This is a genomic window from Comamonas sp. JUb58, from assembly GCF_004364775.1.
In the GTDB taxonomy this organism is placed as follows: domain Bacteria; phylum Pseudomonadota; class Gammaproteobacteria; order Burkholderiales; family Burkholderiaceae_C; genus Comamonas.
The window spans coordinates 1-18,318 of the sequence record NZ_SOAL01000031.1 but is presented as its reverse complement, the minus strand read 5'-3'; the positions used below and the strand labels follow the sequence as shown (position 1 = coordinate 18,318).

Below are 18,318 nucleotides of genomic sequence, written 5' to 3'. Positions count from 1 at the left end.
CCAGTCCAAGCAGCGGGCATCCATTTCATCTCCTGTGGTTGTTCAAGTTTTTGTCCGCATCCCCGCTCAAATCCGGGCCAGTTCATACGTATTCAATCTCTGGGATACAACAAAGCTTCGTTTACAGCATGAAATGGCCGGTCTTGGGACGAAGCGCGTGGTCTCTAAATGTCGAGAAGACAGCGACGTCGCTGCGACCTGTGTCTGTTTGACACTCTTGGCGGAGTATGGATTCGAGTAAGAAGGTGGAGTGCTCCCCTTATTTGAGGACAGGAACCCTCACGTAATTTAACGGATGGCCATGGCCTTTCGGCGGAACTCGCGTGGCGAGTGATACCGCAAGGCACTTTGGGGATGGTATTCGTTGTAATGCTCGAAGGCGATGGCGAGGTTGCCAATGGCCGTGCGAGCATCGGGCTTGGGCATGAAGCCCACGTAGTCGCGTTTCATGGTCTTGACGAACGACTCGGCCATCCCATTGCTTTGTGGGCTACTCACCGGCGTGTTGACCGGGTCCAGGCCCACGTCGCGGGCGAAGCTGCGAGTTAGATCGGCGGTGTAGGCCGAACCGTTGTCAGAGAGCCATTGGATGGGCTTGTCAGGCAGCGCATTGCCGAAGCGCTGCTCGACAGCTGCCAGCATTACGTCACGCACGTCGTCACCCGTGTAGCCTTGTGTGGAGGCCACCCAGCTCATCGCCTCGCGGTCGCAGCAGTCCAGCGCGAACGTCGTGCGCACGGCCTCGCCATTGTCGCAGCGGAACTCGAAGCCATCCGAACACCAGCGCTGATTGCTGGTATCCACAGAGACCCGTCCTTCGTGCCGGCGCTGTGAGCGCACCACAGGCCCACGGCGTTGCAGCAGCAGGCCGTGCGAGCGCATGACCCGGTAGACCCGCTTGACGTTGACCGCAGGCAGCCCCTGGCAGGCCCGCTCGCGCCGCAGCAGTGCCCAGGCCCGGCGGTAGCCGTAGCTGGGCAGGTTCTCGATGGTCAAGCGCAACTGCTCCACCAGAGGGCCGTCATCGGACTGGCGATGCTGGCGGCCATCTCTCCAATCACTGCTGCGCAGCCGTCGTTTGACAGCCGCTGAGCGCGCCACGCCGAGGACATCACAGACCCGTTTCATTGGGTGTCCCCCGGCAGCAAGGGCGAGCGCGCAAGATAGTTTTTTGAGCGGCCCCATTCGACCGCTTCCTTGAGGATCTCCGCTTCCATGGTCTTCTTGCCCAGCAGGCGCTGGAGCTCTCGGATCTGGCGCAGCGCATCAGCCAGTTGCGCGGCAGGCACGGTACTCTCACCTGCAGCCAGCTGGGTCAGCGCACCCTGCTGGTGCTGCTTGCGCCACAAAAACAGCTGGTTGGCATTGATACCGTGCTGGCGAGCTACCAGCGACACGCTGTAGCCAGGCTCGTAACTCTGCTGGACCAGAGCCAGCTTCTCCTGCGGTGACCAGCGACGGCGCCTCTGCGGCCCCAGCACCTCAACGTTCGTTAAATTATTAGGACTAGGCATAAATACAGTCATAAGACTACCTCTTAGTTTAAGAGGGTCTACCTGTCCTCAGATACAAGGTGGGCTGCTGCCGGTTCCGTTGACACCGACCTAAGCTTGTGCTGGTCTAATCTCCCCGGACACCTCGATAGGTGGACTTCACCTGGACGAGAAACATGAGCAAGAGACAGAGACGAACATTCAACGCGGAGTTCAAGCTGCAAGTGGTGCAGATGATTCGCGAGCAAGGCTTGAGCGTGAGCGAGGTCTGCCGCGACATGCAGCTTGGAGAGACAGCCGTGCGGCGATGGTTGGCCCAAGCCGACGAAGAGGCTGCCGGTCGCGCAGGCATTGGCAAACCGCTCACTGCCGAGCAGCAGCGCATTCGCCAGCTTGAGGCCGAGAACAAACAACTGCGCGGCGACGTCGATATATTAAAAAAAGCTTCGGCCTTCTTTGCCCGCGAGCTTCGATGAGCTACCGCCTCATTGAGCAGTTGCATAAGAAGGCCATTCCTGCCCAGAGACTGTGCCGCGTTCTGGGCGTCAGCCGCTCGGGCTATTACGGCTTTCGTCAGCGAGCCAAGATCGCGCCCAAGGCGTGCGTGGTCAGCACGCTGTTGAAGGCCGAGTTTGCCGCCAGCGGCTGTGTTTATGGCAGCCGCCGTCTTGGCGCTGCGATGCGCGCGCAGGGTCTGCACATCGGACGCCACCGCGTGCGGCGCTTGATGCGCGAGAGCAAGCTGCGCACTGTGTGGCGGCGCAAGTTCGTGCACACCACCGACAGCGCCCACTCGCTACCTGTCTCGGACAACCTGCTGGCCAGGCGCTTTAACCCCAGCGAGCCCAACCAGGCCTGGGTGAGCGACATCACGTACATCCGCACGCGTCAAGGCTGGTTGTATCTGGCAGTGGTGCTGGATCTGTACGCCCGTAAGGTCGTGGGCTGGGCGATGGCTCCAACCATGCACGCCGAGCTGGTGTGCACGGCGCTGCAACTGGCAATAGCGCAGCGCCGACCTGCAGCTGGAATGCTCGTTCATTCCGACAGGGGGAGCCAATACGCAAGCGCGCTGCACCAAGCATTGTTGGAGCGTCATGGCCTAGTGGGCAGCATGAGCCGCAAAGGAAACTGCTGGGACAACTCGGTGATGGAGCGCTTCTTCCTGAGCCTCAAGACCGAGCGGGTCTGGCAGCGTGATTACGCCAACCACGCGGAGGCGATGACCGATATCGCTGACTACATCGTCGGCTTCTACAACAGCGTGCGACTGCATTCCAAACTGGGTAACCTGCCACCCAATGCCTTCGAGCAGCAATCGGCAATCAAACTACCTATCGCTGTGTCCGGAAAAACTTGACCAGCACAAGATCGTGTCCACGTAGGTTTCGTGGACACGATCTTGCTCAGAGGTGAGTGCCGCATCAAGATGGGATTACCGGCCCCTTACAAAATTTGAAATTTTAAGGTTTTGAGAAGTGTCCTATAGTGTACCGGGTTCTGTCGCAGTAAGCCAAAGCTGCTAGGCTGGCGGTGATGAAGTCCGCTCTCTCCAAAACGCCCGGCATGAACGCAGCTTTGCAAAAGGTGATCAAGCGGCTCCACTACCCGCTGGAGATCATGCTCACCTGTGTACGCTGGTACGTGGCTTATCCGCTGAGCCTGCGGCATATCGAAGAATTGATGGCAGAGCGAGGCGTACCAGTGGATCACGCCACCATCCACCGCTGGTCACTCAAGATACTGCCCGTGCTTTCCTCGGTTTTCAGGGCGCGAAAGCGCTCAGTGGGCGGCAGTTGGCGCATGGATGAAACCTACACCCTGGTATCTGGCCAGTGGAAGTACCTCTACAGGGCCGTTGACGCAGATGGCCAGACCATTGACTTTTTGCTGAGCGCCAAGCGCGATGCAACTGCTGCACGCCGCTTTCTGGAACGGGCGATTGGTTTGCACCACGTCCCCAAAAGATCTGTATTGATGGTAGCCCTGCCAACAAGGCAGCTGTTGTGGCTGTAAAGGCTGCACTGGCTGTGCCCATAGAGCTGCGCCAAATCAAATACCTGAACAACCGTATTGAGCAAGACCACCGGGCGATAAAACGAATCGTGAGACCCATGCTGGGCTTCAAGTCATTTGCCTGTGCGCGCACCTTGATCGCCGGCATCGAGACCATGCACATGATCAAGAAGGGCCAGCTCAAAAACCAAAAAGGCACAGCCGCGTCCGCTGCTGACCAGTTCTACTCGCTGGCTTTTTAAGAAGCGGCGGATAGCCGCTCAGCTTCGCCTCATTCCGTTACTGCGACAGAACCATCGCGTTCGTCGGCACAGTCACCTCGACCAGCTGAGCCCGATGGACTTCGAGCAACTTCGAACTGGAAGTTGAAAACTGTCTACGGAAGCGGGTGAAGACCACAGAACCTTTTCTTCGGCGTAGAAATCAGAGAATCAGCCGACCTTCACTGCGCGAAAGTTTTCCGCAAAAATCAGCGTATCCACACGCACTTGCGCGACCGTTTTACCGGGCTTGAACAGCGCCGAACCAATGCCAAATCCTGTCGCGCCCGCCTGTAGCCAAGGGGTCATATTGTCGGGGGCGATGCCGCCGACGGGGTAGATGTTGCTGCCCTTAGGCAGCACAGCCAGCAGGGCTTTGACGACGGCGGGCGAGGCCAGCTCGGCTGGGAAGATCTTGAGGCCGTGCGCGCCGTGCTCCAGCGCCATGAATGCCTCGGTGGGGGTGAAGACCCCGGGCAGGCTGATCAGGCCGAGCTTGACGGTCTCGTCGATCACCGCCGGGTTGCAGTTGGGCGAGATGATGAGCTGGCCGCCTGCGGCATGCACGTCGCGCACCTGTTGGGGCGTGAGCACCGTGCCTGCACCCACCAGCACATCCGGGTAAGCCTCGCGCATGGCGGCGATGCTCTGCAGCGGCTCGGGCGAGTTCAGTGGTACTTCCCACAGGCCAAAACCGGCCGATTGCAAGGCAGCGCCCACGGGTACGGCCTCGCTCGGGGTCAGGCCGCGCAGGATGGCGATCAGTGGCAGCTTGGCCTGCAGGGCCTGGAATTGTTGGATCAGGTTCATGGCGGTGATTGCGGTGTTGAGGTGGTGGTCTGGGTCAGGTGGTCGTAAATGGCGTGGTGGCCGGCCCAGGTGGCCTCGTCGCCAAAGGCGACGGCTTCGCAGCCCACATGGCGCAGCGCCAGGCTGTAGCGCTGCACCAGGGTGCTGGAGCCGATCACCGCCACGCGGCTGCCGGCGGGCGCGGGCATGGTGTGCAGCTCCTGGCCAATCAGCAGGCCCGAGAGATAGCTGGCCGACTGGGCCGGGTCGAGCGCGCCAAACAGCGACAGCGCGCGCGTGCCAAACAGCAGGTGGCTCAGGGTGTCGGGGCTCTGCGCCCGATCCAGCCCTTGGATGAAGGCGGCTTCTTCCAGCGCGGCACTGCTGTCCAGGGTCTTGCCCAGGATGGAGTGCTGGGCCAGCAGCGCAAACAGCTCGCCGGTCATAAAGGTCTTGAAGCCGGTGATCGTGCTGTTCTGCGCTTGCACCCATTTGCTGTGCGTGCCGGGCAGCAGCAGCAGGCCGTCGCGGCTGTCCATCAGCCGCAGCGCGCCGATGACCTGGATTTCCTCACCACGCATCACATCGGGCACGTCATGCACCGCATCGACCTGGTTGTGCGCCAGGCTGCTCATGCCCGGCACGATGGCCGTCGGCACACCCTGGGGAACATCAAGCCAAAGCAGTTGCTGGCACAGCGCGGAAAAATCTGCTGGGCAGGGACAGTAGGGCGCCTCTTGCCAGCCCTGACGGCTGCCCACCATGCCCGACAGCAGGCACAGCTGCGGATCCTCAGCTAGCCAGTCGCCAAAGTGCTGTGCAAACGCATCGGCAAAGCCTCCGAGCTCCACTTGCAAGATACCTTGGGGGAGAGCGCGCTGCTCGCTGATGTGGCCCTGCGCATCGATGCGCACACCGCGCAGCGAAGTGGTGCCCCAGTCGATGGCAATCATGCGGGGGCGCGGGTCTCCCGGCGCGCGGGCAGTAAAGGATGGGGGCTTAGGCATGGGCGGTGAAGAGGGGGCAAAAAAGAGTTCTGTCGCAATAAGAAAATTCTCCTTGAACGGTACACTATAGGTAGAGTGTTACTAATTGCTATATATCCGGGCCGATGAAATTATAAGATTTTCGACATTATCTCAAGAGGGAAGCAGTCGAATTTGTTCAAACTTCAGTGGGCCGGATCAATAAATTCCTTATTGCGACAGAACCCTCAGATGCGCTCGTCTTGACGGAAGACCACGAATTTGAGAATCTACGGCAAACACCCCTCCAGCCTGCGACCCACGGCGCAAACCGTCATTGCTTACATTAACCGACGCGGACGTTACGAACAGCGTCGATAGCACAGATCCACCAAATGCCACGCTGGTTGGGCGCTGTACTGGCATCGCAATGGACTGGATTAAACGGCCATCTGGATCAAACCGGTCAACGCGCCAACCATCCCAGATAGCAGACCACACACATCCCTCACTGTCGACTGTGAGACCATCTGGCACACCTTGTCCTTCAGGGAGCTTAGCAAACACACGACGATTTACAGCTGCGCCAGAGGCGAGGTCATAGTCAAAGCGCCAAATAGTGTGCAGGCCAGAGTCGGCCGCATAAAACACAGAGCCATCAGGTGACCAATCAAGCCCATTGGGGCAAACCCAATCTTGCTCAATCGTGCGAACCTCATCGATGCTTTCGACACGGCACAGTGATCCGTTTTGACCGGGAGTGCCTTCGCTCATGATGCCAATCCACAGCCGGCCACAAGGGTCTACAGCTCCATCATTAAATCGATGACTGTCAATAAGCTGCGTGTAGGCGATCATCCGTACCAAATTGCCTTCTCGTGTATCCAAGTCATACAAGCCAGATCGACATGCAACCCATAAATGGCCAGGCTCTTTCATTGCAATGCAGCCTACTTTCTCTGGCAAAATCCACATCCCCGTCTGCCCCTCTTCAGGAGAATAGCGGTAGACCGCCGGACGCACGATATCAATCCAATATAGGCACTTTTCGTCGGGTTCCCATAGCGGTCCTTCACCCAAAATCGCATTGGCGGCTTGCACCAGTCTTACATGCATGATTCGTTCTTTGAGTTGTTCAGGTTTGAAGTTCCGAAGCCAGCCCCTTCGCTGTGTTGTGAAGGAGCAATAGCTCAATAAAGAGTCCGTCCGTCTTTATCGAACACAAATATCTGTGACGGCAGCAATCCCACTTCGTCACCTGCTTTGACTGACGCAGTACCACCAAGTTTCACTGCCACGCTTTGCTGAACAGATTCAAGTTCCACATACGCAATAGACTCATTGCCTAAATGCTCGACTAAGCTGACTTGACCAGAGAGGCCTTGGGCGACAGAGGCGCACAGCACCAAGTGTTCAGGTCGCATACCGATAGCGCCCTTGCTGCCAATAACAACCTCTGATCGATGACCGAACGGAATGAGATGACCCGCATCTAATTGCAGTGCGTGCTGTCCATCACTGCGTAGTACGAATACTCCATCGAGGATATTCATACTGGGTGATCCGATAAACGTCGCGACGAAACGATTAACCGGTCGCGAATACAATTCCAGTGGAGGGCCGACTTGTTCAACCACGCCGGCATTGAAGACCGTTATGCGGTCACCCAACGTCATCGCTTCGACCTGATCGTGGGTAACATAAATCATAGTTGTCTTCAAACTTTTGTGAAGTTTAGACAACTCGATCCGCATCTGCACACGCAATGCAGCGTCCAAATTGGATAACGGCTCATCAAAAAGAAACACGTCCGGGTTGCGTACGATAGATCGTCCAATGGCCACGCGCTGGCGTTGCCCTCCTGACAAGTCTTTGGGTCGGCGCTGCAGTAAAGGCTGCAATTGAAGAGCAGCCGCAGCGTGTTGCACTCGGCTATCAATCTCGCTTTTCTTCATGCCCGACATCGCAAGACCAAAGGACATATTCTCATAGACCGACATGTGTGGATAAAGCGCATAACTCTGAAACACCATAGCAACGCCGCGCTTGCTGGCATGCACATCGTTGACGCGCCGCTCTCCGATCATGACATCGCCACTACTAATCGTCTCTAGGCCCGCAAGCATACGCAGTAACGTGGATTTTCCGCAGCCCGAGGGCCCGACGAAAACCATAAACTCGCCCTCGTGCACACTCAAATCTACGCCGCGAATGACTTCTACCTTGCCGCCGTAGCTTTTGCGGATATCTCGTAATTCAACACTTGCCATATCTCTTGCTCCGTTCTTATCGAGTCTCACCACTCAGCGATGCATCCATCTTCCAGACGGAAGACGGGGTTTCTCCAGCGGTGACCTACCACCGCAGCAGAACGCACAGCCTCTTCGTTCACTTCCACGCCCAAACCGGCGGCATCGGTTCGATGCACAAAGCCGGCCTCAAAGGGGAAAGGATTACCATGCAAATAACGGAACATATCGTTACTCTCATCACCATAGTAGGCAACGTTAGTAGATTGCTCTTGGATAAAAGCGTTCGGCGTGCAAAAATCAATTTGCAGCGATGCAGCTAGTGCGATGGGTCCCAATGGGCAATGCGGCGCTACGGCAACGTCGTAAGGTTCAGCCATCGCGGCGATCTTGCGCGTCTCCCAGATGCCACCAGCATGGCTAATATCGGGCTGAATAATGTCAATCACACCGTCTTCGAGCACGGCTTTAAAATCCCAGCGAGTAAACATGCGCTCACCTGTTGCTAGTGGTATTGCACAAGCATTTGCCACCTCACGTAACGCATCTGTATTACCCGGAAGCATCAGTTCTTCGTAGAAGGCGGGAGCGAAAGGCTCAATCTCTTTGGCCAATGCTTTGGCAACTGGTCGCCGAACTCTGCCATGAAAGTCGATCGCCAAGGAAATGTCTCGGCCGACTGCTTCACGCACGGCTGCAAATTTCTCTACTGCTCGGTCAATACTGGCCGGCGTCTCTACCCAATCCATGGCGGCAACAACTCCGAACTTGAGCGCTGTGTAGCCGCCAGCTACCAAAGAGCGCGCTTGAGTCGCGAGCTCTTCAGCGGAATTACCACGCACGTGCGCATACATCCGCGCTTTTTTTCGCACGGCCCCGCCAAGTAGTTCATAAACTGGGACATTCAGGACCTTGCCTTTGATATCCCACATGGCTTGTTCAATACCCGACAACGCACTGGTAAGAACCGGTCCGCCACGATAAAAACCTCCGCGGTACAGCGTTTGGAACACATCTTCAATGTTGCGCGGGTCTTGTCCTATTACATAGTCGGCCAGTTCATCGACAGCTGCAGCCGTAGTAGCAGCACGACCTTCCACAATGGGCTCACCCCAGCCGCAAAGCCCTTCATCAGTCTCCATCTTCAGGAAGAGCCAACGCGGCGCGACTGGAAAAGTTTCGATCTTAGTTATCTTCATAATTGAACCAATTAAGTACGCTGAAAAAGACGCGCAGACATACCGTTGTCGGCGAGCACATCAATACCAGTCAATGCAATGGAGGCATCGCACAGCAAAAACGCCGCAATATCGGCAATATCGGCAGTCTGATTGAATCGCTGTGTAGCGTGCAAACTGCGATAAACATCTCCCAGCGCTGGCTCTCGCTCAATGAGCGCGTGAATGTGTGAGGTCTCAGTCAGCCCTGGACTTAAAGAATTCACTCGAATGCCGTGCGATCCCAGGCTCCATGCCATAGCGCGGGTCATTGCAAGCACACCACCTTTGGTAGCCGCATATGCCTCAAAGCCAGGATTAGTAGCACCTGCATGGTTAGAAGCAATGTTGACGATTGATCCGCCTCCTTCAATTTGCATTAACTTGGCGGCCCTTTGAGAGCACAAGAAAACCGAACGCAAATTAACGTTGACCACTTGCTCCCAATCTTGCATGGTGAAGTCGAGAAAATCTCCGTGAATGGTCACACCCGCATTGTTCACCAGTCCATACAAGGGCTTCGAATCATCAGCGACCACCTTAAATAGAGCGTCGATTGATGCCTCCTTGCCAATATCGCAAGAAACGAATCGTAAATCCAGTCCCTCGCTTCGCAGCGAGTCAATAGTAGGTCGAGCTTGATCGCTTAGTTCCGCCACAATGACGCTCGCACCGATTTGGGCTAGTCGCTGCGAAATACCCAAACCGATTCCGGCACCACCACCAGTGACGACGATCAGTCGCCCCTGTAAATTTTTATCGTGCTGTGAAATCATATGAATGCTCAACCCTTTACCGCACCGGCTGTAATGCCAGCTACGATACGTCGCTGCAAAATTAGAAATATCACCAGCAATGGAAGAGTGCCGAGCACAGCAGCTGGGAACAGCTTGGTGGGATCAATGTCCTGTGTACCGATGAAACGAAACACTGTTACTGTGATTGGCATCATCTCGGTGTCACTCAAGAACAACAATGGATACACCAAATCATTCCAGACGTGTAGCGTAACGAACAGCGCTAACGTGCCTGTGATCGGACGCATGAGCGGCAAAATAACGTGCCAATAAACCTGCCAAGCATTGCAACCATCCAGCATGGCCGCATCTTCCAACTCGAGCGGAACAGACTTAAGAAAACTACTGTAGAAAAAAATTCCAAGAGGTAGGTTTAATGCTGTGTAGGCAATGATGATGCCAGCATAAGTGTTGAGCAATCCTAGATCACGCAGCAGCAGGTACATCGGGGTGAGTCCGGCAAACATTGGGATGATCAGGCCAAGCGTCAAGAGCACATAAAGAGCACTAGAGAGCCGATTACCCAGTCGTGCCAACGGATAAGCCGCCATCGAAGACAGTACCGAGACCAAAAATGCCACCACCAATGTGATACCAATCGTATTGGCTGCACTGCGCCAGTAATTCATCTGGCTAAAGGCGTTTGCATAATTGCTCCACTCGAATGCTGCTGGCAAGCCCAACGGTCGAGCAGCGATGTCAGCACCAGAACGCACAGACATCATTAACATGTAGCCAATAGGCAGCAAAATTACAACCACGATGGCAATGGCCAACGCCGCTCTAGCAGTAGCCGCAAGGGTCTGAGCAATAGATCCGGGGAATAAATGGATTCGATTCATGCGCGCAGCTCCCGGCGGCGAAGGTACCAGTTTTGGGTATAGGCAATCAGCGCAATCAATAGCAGCATTACCACCGACAGCGCGCTAGCAAAGCCGAAACGGTATTCGCTAAATAAACTATTGAAAATTTGTAAACCTAGCGTGGTCGTAGCTCCGTCTGGCCCACCTTGCGTAAGAACAAGAGGAAACTCAAAAGCCTTGAACGTACCAATAGTGCTAAGCGTGACGTTAACCGTAAATGAGGGTGCCAACATCGGCACATCAATGCGCCAAAAGCGTTGCAACGCGCTTGCACCATCAATACTTGCTGCATCATGCAAATCGCGTGGGATGCTCAAATATCCAGCTAAAAATATCGCCGTGGAGTAGCCCACATACATCCAAATTTGCACGGCTGCGACGGAAAAAAGTGCAATGCCAGGCTCGCCCAACCAGATTCTTTGCCAGCCTTGCGCACCTATTAAACTCAGTAGTTCATTCAAACCTCCGCCCAGCGGGGAGTAGATATATTGCCAGACAAAGGCGGCGATCACAGCTGAGTACATGCTTGGCACCAGCAGCGCTACGCGTGCGGAATTGCGAAAAGCAGGCAACGAATATAAGAGTGCTGCAATCAACAGTCCCAATACGTTTTGAGTGATCACTACAATCACCGCGTATACAAAGGTGATCTTCAGTACAGACAAATATTGTGGATTGCCAAAAATCTCAGAGAAATTTTTCCAACCAACCCACTTGGCTTCTCCAACTCCACCAAAGTCAGTGAAAGCAAGGTGAAAAGTATTCAAGAGAGGGTACAGGCTGAACACCGCAAACAAGAGCAGTGCAGGCAGCGTGAACAGAAGTAAACGATTAGATGAGTTCATATCGGGAAATTTTTCAACTAAGCTCCGAGCCACTTTGGCGCGCAAATTGTTTGGTTATCTGCGCGACTTTCGCTGAATAGAATGAGATTTAATAGTGCGCCCGAAATACCTAGCGCGTATAACAAATCCAATCTTGCTTAGTTGGGTGCCGCATCCCAACGTTGCAGCAGTGCCTCGGGTTTCTGATTTAAATCCAGCAGGTAGCTAGTCATGCTCTTTTGCGCTTCTTGGAAGAATGCAGCTGACAACACACCCTTCGGATAAGGAACCGTTTCTCCAGCTTTTCGCGCCTGCGCATAAACGTCAGCTTGACGTGGCGCCCAGTCGGTTCCTTTAGTGAACGGAGTAAAGGCAGCTTCTTGTTCCAAGAACTTTCCTAAGTTCTCATCCTTGGCCCAAAATGCCAGCCATTTCTTGGCAGCATCACCTTGCTTGGTCGCTCGATTGATCGCCCATGCAGTTCCCAGCATGTCCATGCCTCCAGGCTTCTGACCATCGAGTGCAGGAATTGGGACGAACTGAAAATTGAAGTCCTTAAGCTTGGTGAACTTCTGGATACTCCAAGCACCCTGCGGCATCATGGCCACGCGCGACGCCCCGAACTCGCTCAACCCCAAATTCCAGACGTCCACGCCGACATTAAGTTTGGCGTCATAGCAACCGGCATCTGCCAGCTCTTTGACGGTACCAACGGCTTTAGTGAAATACGGATTACCAGCAAAGCTCTTTTTCTTGGCAACTACATCGTTCACGAAGTTAACACTCTCACGCAGTGCAGGCGCCATTCCCATTGAAAGAGCAAATACCATTGGCCCCCAGCCATCTTTTGCGGGCAATAACAGTGGTCGCACTCCTAGAGCATTAAGCTTCTGGCAACTTGCCTTGAGTTCAGCGACGTTGGCGGGCGCCTTGGTGATACCCGCCTTATTGAGCAAATCCATGTTAACCAACATGCCGACGCCCACCAATTCCATTGGTTGCATCAGCACTTTACCGTCGAGTTCCGCCAACGGCTTAACATCGGCGGCCAATTGACTAGAGGCCGGCTCACTACTCAGATCCATTAGCTGACCAGCGCCACCCCATTGACGCAACAACGGCCGGTCGACCATCATTACATCAGGCCCCGCTCCACTTTGCAGCCGAGACGACACAAGTGTGGTTGTGTCATTGCGAGACACATGCTCCAGTTTGACCTTAATACTGGGATTTTCCTTTTCGAACTTGGCAATCAATCCAGGAAAAGCTGCCGGTTCGGCAGTACCGCCCTTCCAAGCAGTTACAGTGAGCGTGACTGCCTCCTGGGCATACACGCCGGATGCGGCGGCAATCAACATGGAAGAGAGCAAGGTACGGAATACGAATTTCATAAAAGTTCCTTTGGACTGGGCGCGTAGACTCAGAAGTTATGCATCATTCCGGCGAACATGCCAGTTTGAGAACGACCTGCAAGCGGCGAAGTGCCATTACCAGTAATCGGGTCTCCGTAGCCGGGACCTGTTGGTCGCACGGAGAAATTGGCGAAACTACTGTTCCTAACGTGCGACAGATTGGTGTATAGAAACGTGCGCTTGGACAAGTTGTACATAGCTCCCAGAGACAGCATCGTGCCAGTGCCTTCGCCAGCATGATCCTTAGTCCACTCACCGGCACCCACCTTCATGCGATAAATGGCCGCCTGCAGATTCAGATTAGGCGCAAAACTGGGACGATGTTGTACTCCGACCCAAGCATGCGTGGCAGCTCGCGAGATATTCTGGGCTGAATCGGGCGCCGTGTAGCGAGCTACACCACTCTGCAACGTGGTGTTGTCCCACTTGTACTTAGCACCCAGGAAGACTTCTTGCGAGCCATTACCAAATAGCTGATCGAGCTTCCCGTCTTTGCTGTAAATACGGTCGTAGATGCCACGTATTTCAAAATTACCATTCTTGTAAGCACCACTGAAACCGTAAGCCGTTCCATTCCCAACCACACTGTCAGCCGGGCCTCTCTTGAAACCATCAGGACTCTCGCCGAGATTTAACTGACCTGCAAATTCAAAGCCATTCCAAGAGGGAGACTCGTAACGAATGCCATTAGCCAATTTTGAGCCGTTACGGTAGCTAGTGAACGTAGAAGCGGAATAGTCTTCCAGCAAAAATGGATCAAAGGACCAGATGTAGTTATTAATAAAATTACCCTGACCGAGTCGAACCATACCCCAGTCGCTTTTGTACGCTATCCACGCGGCTCGCTGAAAAGGCTTACCTCCACCAAATGCACCCGTATCAGCTGCAATGGCGGACTCTAGCGAGAACAGCACCGCAGCACCGCCTCCCAAATCTTCGCGGCCATCGAATCCAAGAATACTTGTCCCCCATTGACTGCCCTCTGCAATGCGGCGCTTCGATGTACCGGTAGCTGGATCACCAATATTGTTCAGCACCTCTACACCACCACCAACGCGTCCCCAAACCTTGACTGATGACTGCGCATGAGCGAAACCAGCGCTACACGCAACTAAAAAAATAACTCCACATTGATTTTTTTTCACGGACATCTCCTTATAAAAGATAGTATTTTACTATTTAGGCAAACGTTTGTTTAATTGAATGATATTGAGTTCTTAGGATTTTTATATCGGTGTAAACCATGAAATTACAGGTTCTGTCGCAATAAGCCAAAGCTGCTAGGCTGGCGGTGATGAAGTCCGCTCTCTCCAAAACGCCCGGCATGAACGCAGCTTTGCAAAAGGTGATCAAGCGGCTCCACTACCCGCTGGAGATCATGCTCACCTGTGTACGCTGGTACGTGGCTTATCCGCTGAGCCTGCGGCATATCGAAGAATTGATGGCAGAGCGAGGCGTACCAGTGGATCACGCCACCATCCACCGCTGGTCACTCAAGATACTGCCCGTGCTTTCCTCGGTTTTCAGGGCGCGAAAGCGCTCAGTGGGCGGCAGTTGGCGCATGGATGAAACCTACACCCTGGTATCTGGCCAGTGGAAGTACCTCTACAGGGCCGTTGACGCAGATGGCCAGACCATTGACTTTTTGCTGAGCGCCAAGCGCGATGCAACTGCTGCACGCCGCTTTCTGGAACGGGCGATTGGTTTGCACCACGTCCCCAAAAGATCTGTATTGATGGTAGCCCTGCCAACAAGGCAGCTGTTGTGGCTGTAAAGGCTGCACTGGCTGTGCCCATAGAGCTGCGCCAAATCAAATACCTGAACAACCGTATTGAGCAAGACCACCGGGCGATAAAACGAATCGTGAGACCCATGCTGGGCTTCAAGTCATTTGCCTGTGCGCGCACCTTGATCGCCGGCATCGAGACCATGCACATGATCAAGAAGGGCCAGCTCAAAAACCAAAAAGGCACAGCCGCGTCCGCTGCTGACCAGTTCTACTCGCTGGCTTTTTAAGAAGCGGCGGATAGCCGCTCAGCTTCGCCTCATTCCGTTACTGCGACAGAACCGATAGGGTCGTTCAGACTGAGCAGACCAACCTTGCGCTCGATCAGGCTGCCAACCAGTTCGACCAGGTGCTTGAGGGATTTCCCCATACGGTCGAGTTTCCAAATCACCAACACGTCCCCGGCCCTGAGTTGGCCAAGTAGTTCGTCCAATGCAGACCGCGCCGTTGTCGAGCCGCTGGCCACGTCTTGGTAAACGCGTTCGCACCCCGCGCGCTTGAGGGCATCCAACTGCAAGTCAAGGTTTTGGTCGCGCGTGCTCACGCGGGCATAGCCAATTTTCATCAAAAGGGGGTTGAACCACAAACCGCCGAAATTTCCGTCGATTGCCCTGTCCGTCAAACGAACATTAGTCGGCCAAACCGGACAGTGTCCGGAAATTTGTTTGCCAGACGGGTTGTTGGACATTAAGATAGGTGGACGTAATGACGAACAAAAGATGACGATGGCACTGATCGGTTATGCGAGGGTATCAACAGCGGAACAGGACACTGCTTTACAGGCGGATGCGCTGCGCAAGGCTGGCTGTGAGCGCATTTTCGAGGAGACGGCTTCTGGCGCCAAAGCTGACCGACCCGGCTTGGCAGACGCTCTGGCTTATCTGCGCGACGGCGACGTGCTTGCCGTCTGGCGACTGGATCGATTCGGACGCTCAATGCCACACTTGATTGAAACGATAGGCGCGTTGGAAGCACGGGGCGTCGGTTTCCGGTCGCTGACGGAAGCCATCGACACTACCACACCGGGCGGGCGGCTCATCTTCCACGTGTTCGGCGCGCTGGGCCAGTTCGAGCGCGACTTGATCCGCGAACGCACCAAAGCCGGGTTGGCTGCTGCTGCCGCTCGCGGGCGTAAGGGGGGACGCAAGCCGGTTATTACCACTGACAAATTGCAGCAGGCTCGTAAACACATCGCCAATGGACTAAACGTCCGCGAAGCCGCTACACGGCTCAAGGTGAGCAAAACGGCCTTGTATGCGGCCCTGCAATCCACCAGTGCAGCAGATTTCCACGCGGCGGCACTGCAATGACCGCCAAGAGTGAGCGCTTGGCTGGGAGCACATCAATCTGACGAGTGATTACGTCTGGCGCAGCAGCGCCAAGGTGGGTGCGGGGAGGTTCAGGCACTGCTATCGTTTGCAGGGGCTTCGCCAGCTTAACGTACTTTAAATTCCGTTTTCTACAGCGCCCCCTCTTAGATGAAAGTGGGGCCAGTCTCTGGAGACTCATCCTCGACAATCTTGCCTAGGAGATGCGATGGGATCTGCAGATCTGCCTGCATGACAGCTTTTCGTTCAGCTTGCTTGGTTTTGAAATCAAGGGTGCGCAGCTCGCGTTCCTCTGGTGTCAGGCTGTCCCAGATCGTCAGAGCCTGGCGGTTGTGCTCTTCGAGCGTCGTCACCTCCTGCCGGAACGCTTCGTCTGCATCCCCATCTCCCCAATAAGAGAGCGAGTTAAGGGTGAGTGTTCCGTTCGCGTTGAGTGTTCGACGTGTCATGACTGATCCCAGGAATCAATGGCCTGTACCAGGTCGGGCGGGTACTAGTGGTTTTCGTGCTCAGTTTGACAGCCTATCTAGTCTTCCGGGAAGGAGCGTTCCCATACAAACAAAATTGCGCAATCGCAAATTTTTTATGTAAATTCACACCAAAAAATTCTGGTGGCATGGCAGACAAGCAGAGCAGACAGACGAGTGTGGAGGGCGGATACAGAAAAAACCCTCAATAATTCAGGTAGTGGAACATAAAGGGTGTATGCATCTTATTGTTAATTTAACACCTAAGTGGTTGTTATATTTAAATATTCTAGTGCATATAAATATTCATTTTTTGATGTAATCTTACATCAAAAAAATTGCGCATGCGCAAGAAAGGAAAGCCATGAATAACACCGCTCCTAAGCCCATAAGCAAGGCTCAGAAGTCGCAAAAGCGAGTTGTAAGGGGCTCTTACTACATCGCGCACAAGAAGGATGTAGAGGCGTGGGATAGGTTGGTAGCTAGCTGTCGCATCCCGGACGATCATAGGGCCGCTTATTAAACAGTTCAGGATGCGTTTGATGCCACTGTTTCATGGCCTGCATCGGCGTTTTGCTTTGCAGTGCTGATTGCGGTAATTGGTGGTTGTACAGGGTCACGTAGCGCATCAGTGTCTGCTCCAAATCTTCAGCACTGTTGAAGCGGTGGGTCTTGAGGACATCGGCAATGCGGCCATTAAAGCGCTCGACCATTCCATTGGTCCTCGGCGTTCTGGGCTTGGTGAGGCGATGCTCGATCCCCAGCGCCTTGCACAGCTGGTCAAACTCGTGGTTGCCACTGGGCGCGCGCTCACGGCTGGCAAAGAGGCGATCGGTGAACTCCTTGCCGTTGTCGGTCAGCACCTTGGTGATCGTGATGGGGCAAGCTTTGTGCAGGGCCTTCAAGAACGCCTTGGCACTGGCTGTCGTCTTGTTGGCTTTAATTTGCACAAACACCCAGCGGGTTGCGCGGTCAATGGCGACGTACAGATAGCGGCGTTTGTCCTCGTCTTGCATCTGCGGCAGGTACTTCACATCCATGTGCAGATAACCAGGTACGTAGCTTTTGAAAGCCTTGTGGGGTTGTGCGGGCTCGGCAGGCTTGAGCGCGTTGAGATTGCCCACGCCGTGCCTGCGCAGGCACCTGTCGAGACCCGAGCGAGAGACCTTGTCACAGATGAACTCACGGGTAACGGCCAGCAAGTCATCAAGGGGCAGCAACAGAGCTCGGCGTAAATGCACCACCACTATCTCTTGCGCAGGTGTGAGCTGCGTTTGCAGCCGGTGAGCGGTGTGCGAGCGGTCTTGGAAGCTCTCGCGCTTCTTCCATTGGTAGACCGTCTGTTCGGTGATGCCAAAACGCTTGGCCAGAACACTGGCCGTCTCATCGCTGGCGGCGATCTGGGCACGCACTGCTGGGGTGGTGCGGGCATTCTTGTGCAGGGCTATTTGCATGACTGGCTTCCGGTGGACTGCACTGACTGTACAAGCTCGCGCAGAACTGCGCGAGCCATGAACAGCGGATAGCGATTTTTGTCTATGCAATCGTCAGGGATGCGACTGAATCACACCGGATTCCGTGGAGGCTCAACTCCTGAGAGGATTGAGTCATGAACAACAAACCCAATAAATTTCCCGCCGAGGTCCGCGAGCGTGCAATCGGCTTGGTACAAGAGTGCCGGGCAAACTATGCGTCGCTGTGGGCAGCGTGCGAATCGATTGCCCCCAAGATGGGCTGCTCGGTCAGCACCTTGAAGTTGAAGTTCCCCCAAATCACCGGAGGATATTTGACTCTCGGTCGCTGATTTGATGAGCTGGTTCGGTGGTGTTCTGTTGGGCGTTTTTCCTCCTTC

Annotated in this window: 17 protein-coding genes and 2 pseudogenes; 5 read left to right on the top strand and 14 right to left on the bottom strand. The window is 54.7% G+C overall.

Features of this window, described 5'->3' with window-relative positions:
* Positions 1-288: 288 nt before the first annotated feature.
* Positions 289-1,526, bottom strand: a protein-coding gene (locus EDF71_RS23475; RefSeq protein ID WP_133858948.1) for an IS3 family transposase whose coding sequence is annotated in 2 segments (ribosomal slippage) — positions 289-1,166 and positions 1,166-1,526 — 1,239 coding nt in all. Because the reading frame shifts where the segments join, the coding sequence is not laid out codon by codon here.
* 143 nt (positions 1,527-1,669) lie between these two features.
* Between EDF71_RS23475 and EDF71_RS23470 the strand changes: the two genes are divergently transcribed.
* Both EDF71_RS23470 and EDF71_RS23465 read left to right on the top strand, forming a co-directional pair.
* Positions 1,670-2,853 (top strand): IS3 family transposase gene (locus EDF71_RS23470; RefSeq protein WP_208301125.1). Its coding sequence is split into 2 segments (ribosomal slippage): positions 1,670-1,928 and positions 1,928-2,853, totalling 1,185 coding nucleotides; the frame shifts between segments, so codons are not numbered across the junction.
* Between the two features lie 206 nt (positions 2,854-3,059).
* Positions 3,060-3,751 (top strand): IS6 family transposase gene (locus EDF71_RS23465; RefSeq protein WP_133858965.1). Its coding sequence is split into 2 segments (ribosomal slippage): positions 3,060-3,447 and positions 3,447-3,751, totalling 693 coding nucleotides; the frame shifts between segments, so codons are not numbered across the junction.
* Positions 3,752-3,940: 189 nt separating this feature from the next.
* Here the strand turns inward: EDF71_RS23465 and EDF71_RS23460 are convergent.
* The 10 genes from EDF71_RS23460 to EDF71_RS23415 all read right to left on the bottom strand — a co-directional run bounded on the left by EDF71_RS23460 (position 3,941) and on the right by EDF71_RS23415 (position 14,030).
* Positions 3,941-4,579 (bottom strand): 2-dehydro-3-deoxy-6-phosphogalactonate aldolase, encoded by a 639-nt coding sequence (locus tag EDF71_RS23460; protein WP_133858947.1) that lies wholly within the window; start codon positions 4,577-4,579, stop codon positions 3,941-3,943.
* Positions 4,576-5,565, bottom strand: a complete 990-nt coding sequence (locus tag EDF71_RS23455) for a 2-dehydro-3-deoxygalactonokinase (protein ID WP_133858946.1) — start codon at positions 5,563-5,565, stop codon at positions 4,576-4,578. The genes EDF71_RS23460 and EDF71_RS23455 overlap by 4 nt, the downstream gene beginning before the upstream one ends.
* A gap of 189 nt (positions 5,566-5,754) precedes the next feature.
* Positions 5,755-6,639 carry an SMP-30/gluconolactonase/LRE family protein gene (locus tag EDF71_RS23450; protein ID WP_133858945.1) on the bottom strand — a complete coding sequence of 295 codons (885 nt, stop codon included), beginning with the start codon at positions 6,637-6,639 and terminating at the stop codon, positions 5,755-5,757.
* Between the two features lie 74 nt (positions 6,640-6,713).
* Complete coding sequence (ugpC, locus tag EDF71_RS23445) at positions 6,714-7,793, bottom strand: sn-glycerol-3-phosphate ABC transporter ATP-binding protein UgpC (protein ID WP_133858944.1); 1,080 nt, start codon at positions 7,791-7,793, stop codon at positions 6,714-6,716.
* A 26-nt stretch (positions 7,794-7,819) separates the two neighbouring features.
* Positions 7,820-8,971 carry a galactonate dehydratase gene (gene dgoD / locus EDF71_RS23440; RefSeq protein WP_133858943.1) on the bottom strand — a complete coding sequence of 384 codons (1,152 nt, stop codon included), beginning with the start codon at positions 8,969-8,971 and terminating at the stop codon, positions 7,820-7,822.
* An 11-nt stretch (positions 8,972-8,982) separates the two neighbouring features.
* Positions 8,983-9,765 (bottom strand): SDR family oxidoreductase, encoded by a 783-nt coding sequence (locus EDF71_RS23435; protein ID WP_133858942.1) that lies wholly within the window; start codon positions 9,763-9,765, stop codon positions 8,983-8,985.
* Positions 9,766-9,773: 8 nt separating this feature from the next.
* Entirely contained in the window at positions 9,774-10,628 is an 855-nt protein-coding gene (locus EDF71_RS23430) for a carbohydrate ABC transporter permease (RefSeq protein ID WP_133858941.1), read from the bottom strand.
* Entirely contained in the window at positions 10,625-11,494 is an 870-nt protein-coding gene (locus EDF71_RS23425; RefSeq protein ID WP_133858940.1) for a sugar ABC transporter permease, read from the bottom strand. The genes EDF71_RS23430 and EDF71_RS23425 overlap by 4 nt, the downstream gene beginning before the upstream one ends.
* Before the next feature lie 137 nt (positions 11,495-11,631).
* Positions 11,632-12,864: an extracellular solute-binding protein gene (locus tag EDF71_RS23420; protein ID WP_133858939.1), complete on the bottom strand. Its 1,233-nt coding sequence runs from the start codon at positions 12,862-12,864 to the stop codon at positions 11,632-11,634.
* Between the two features lie 29 nt (positions 12,865-12,893).
* Positions 12,894-14,030 carry a porin gene (locus tag EDF71_RS23415; protein WP_243854427.1) on the bottom strand — a complete coding sequence of 379 codons (1,137 nt, stop codon included), beginning with the start codon at positions 14,028-14,030 and terminating at the stop codon, positions 12,894-12,896.
* Between the two features lie 179 nt (positions 14,031-14,209).
* Here EDF71_RS23415 and EDF71_RS23410 point away from each other — a divergent pair.
* A protein-coding gene (locus EDF71_RS23410; protein ID WP_133858965.1) for an IS6 family transposase occupies positions 14,210-14,901 on the top strand; the annotation gives its coding sequence in 2 pieces (ribosomal slippage) (positions 14,210-14,597 and positions 14,597-14,901; 693 coding nt in all).
* A gap of 53 nt (positions 14,902-14,954) precedes the next feature.
* Here the strand turns inward: EDF71_RS23410 and EDF71_RS23405 are convergent.
* Positions 14,955-15,236: pseudogene (locus EDF71_RS23405) on the bottom strand (recombinase family protein); the annotation flags it as partial.
* 160 nt (positions 15,237-15,396) lie between these two features.
* Between EDF71_RS23405 and EDF71_RS23400 the strand changes: the two are divergent.
* Positions 15,397-15,981: a recombinase family protein gene (locus EDF71_RS23400; RefSeq protein ID WP_133858964.1), complete on the top strand. Its 585-nt coding sequence runs from the start codon at positions 15,397-15,399 to the stop codon at positions 15,979-15,981.
* 164 nt (positions 15,982-16,145) lie between these two features.
* On the opposite strand, the gene EDF71_RS23395 is transcribed toward EDF71_RS23400, so the two are convergent.
* Both EDF71_RS23395 and EDF71_RS23390 read right to left on the bottom strand, forming a co-directional pair.
* A complete protein-coding gene (locus EDF71_RS23395) occupies positions 16,146-16,448 on the bottom strand; it encodes a hypothetical protein (RefSeq protein ID WP_133858937.1) in 303 nt (100 codons plus the stop codon).
* A gap of 500 nt (positions 16,449-16,948) precedes the next feature.
* The gene (locus EDF71_RS23390) at positions 16,949-17,920 is read right to left on the bottom strand and encodes an IS481 family transposase (RefSeq protein WP_133858936.1); all 972 of its coding nucleotides are present in this window, start codon (positions 17,918-17,920) and stop codon (positions 16,949-16,951) included.
* A 155-nt stretch (positions 17,921-18,075) separates the two neighbouring features.
* Here EDF71_RS23390 and EDF71_RS23385 point away from each other — a divergent pair.
* A pseudogene (locus EDF71_RS23385) lies at positions 18,076-18,219 on the top strand (IS3 family transposase); the annotation flags it as partial.
* Between the last annotated feature and the right edge of the window lie 99 nt (positions 18,220-18,318).

Coding starts and splice junctions, on each gene's coding strand:
- EDF71_RS23460 (WP_133858947.1), bottom strand. CDS start 4,579: ATGAACCTGATCCAACAATTCCAGGCCCTGCAGGCCAAGCTGCCACTG.
- EDF71_RS23455 (WP_133858946.1), bottom strand. CDS start 5,565: ATGCCTAAGCCCCCATCCTTTACTGCCCGCGCGCCGGGAGACCCGCGC.
- EDF71_RS23450 (WP_133858945.1), bottom strand. CDS start 6,639: ATGCATGTAAGACTGGTGCAAGCCGCCAATGCGATTTTGGGTGAAGGA.
- ugpC (WP_133858944.1), bottom strand. CDS start 7,793: ATGGCAAGTGTTGAATTACGAGATATCCGCAAAAGCTACGGCGGCAAG.
- dgoD (WP_133858943.1), bottom strand. CDS start 8,971: ATGAAGATAACTAAGATCGAAACTTTTCCAGTCGCGCCGCGTTGGCTC.
- EDF71_RS23435 (WP_133858942.1), bottom strand. CDS start 9,765: ATGATTTCACAGCACGATAAAAATTTACAGGGGCGACTGATCGTCGTC.
- EDF71_RS23430 (WP_133858941.1), bottom strand. CDS start 10,628: ATGAATCGAATCCATTTATTCCCCGGATCTATTGCTCAGACCCTTGCG.
- EDF71_RS23425 (WP_133858940.1), bottom strand. CDS start 11,494: ATGAACTCATCTAATCGTTTACTTCTGTTCACGCTGCCTGCACTGCTC.
- EDF71_RS23420 (WP_133858939.1), bottom strand. CDS start 12,864: ATGAAATTCGTATTCCGTACCTTGCTCTCTTCCATGTTGATTGCCGCC.
- EDF71_RS23400 (WP_133858964.1), top strand. CDS start 15,397: ATGGCACTGATCGGTTATGCGAGGGTATCAACAGCGGAACAGGACACT.
- EDF71_RS23395 (WP_133858937.1), bottom strand. CDS start 16,448: ATGACACGTCGAACACTCAACGCGAACGGAACACTCACCCTTAACTCG.
- EDF71_RS23390 (WP_133858936.1), bottom strand. CDS start 17,920: ATGCAAATAGCCCTGCACAAGAATGCCCGCACCACCCCAGCAGTGCGT.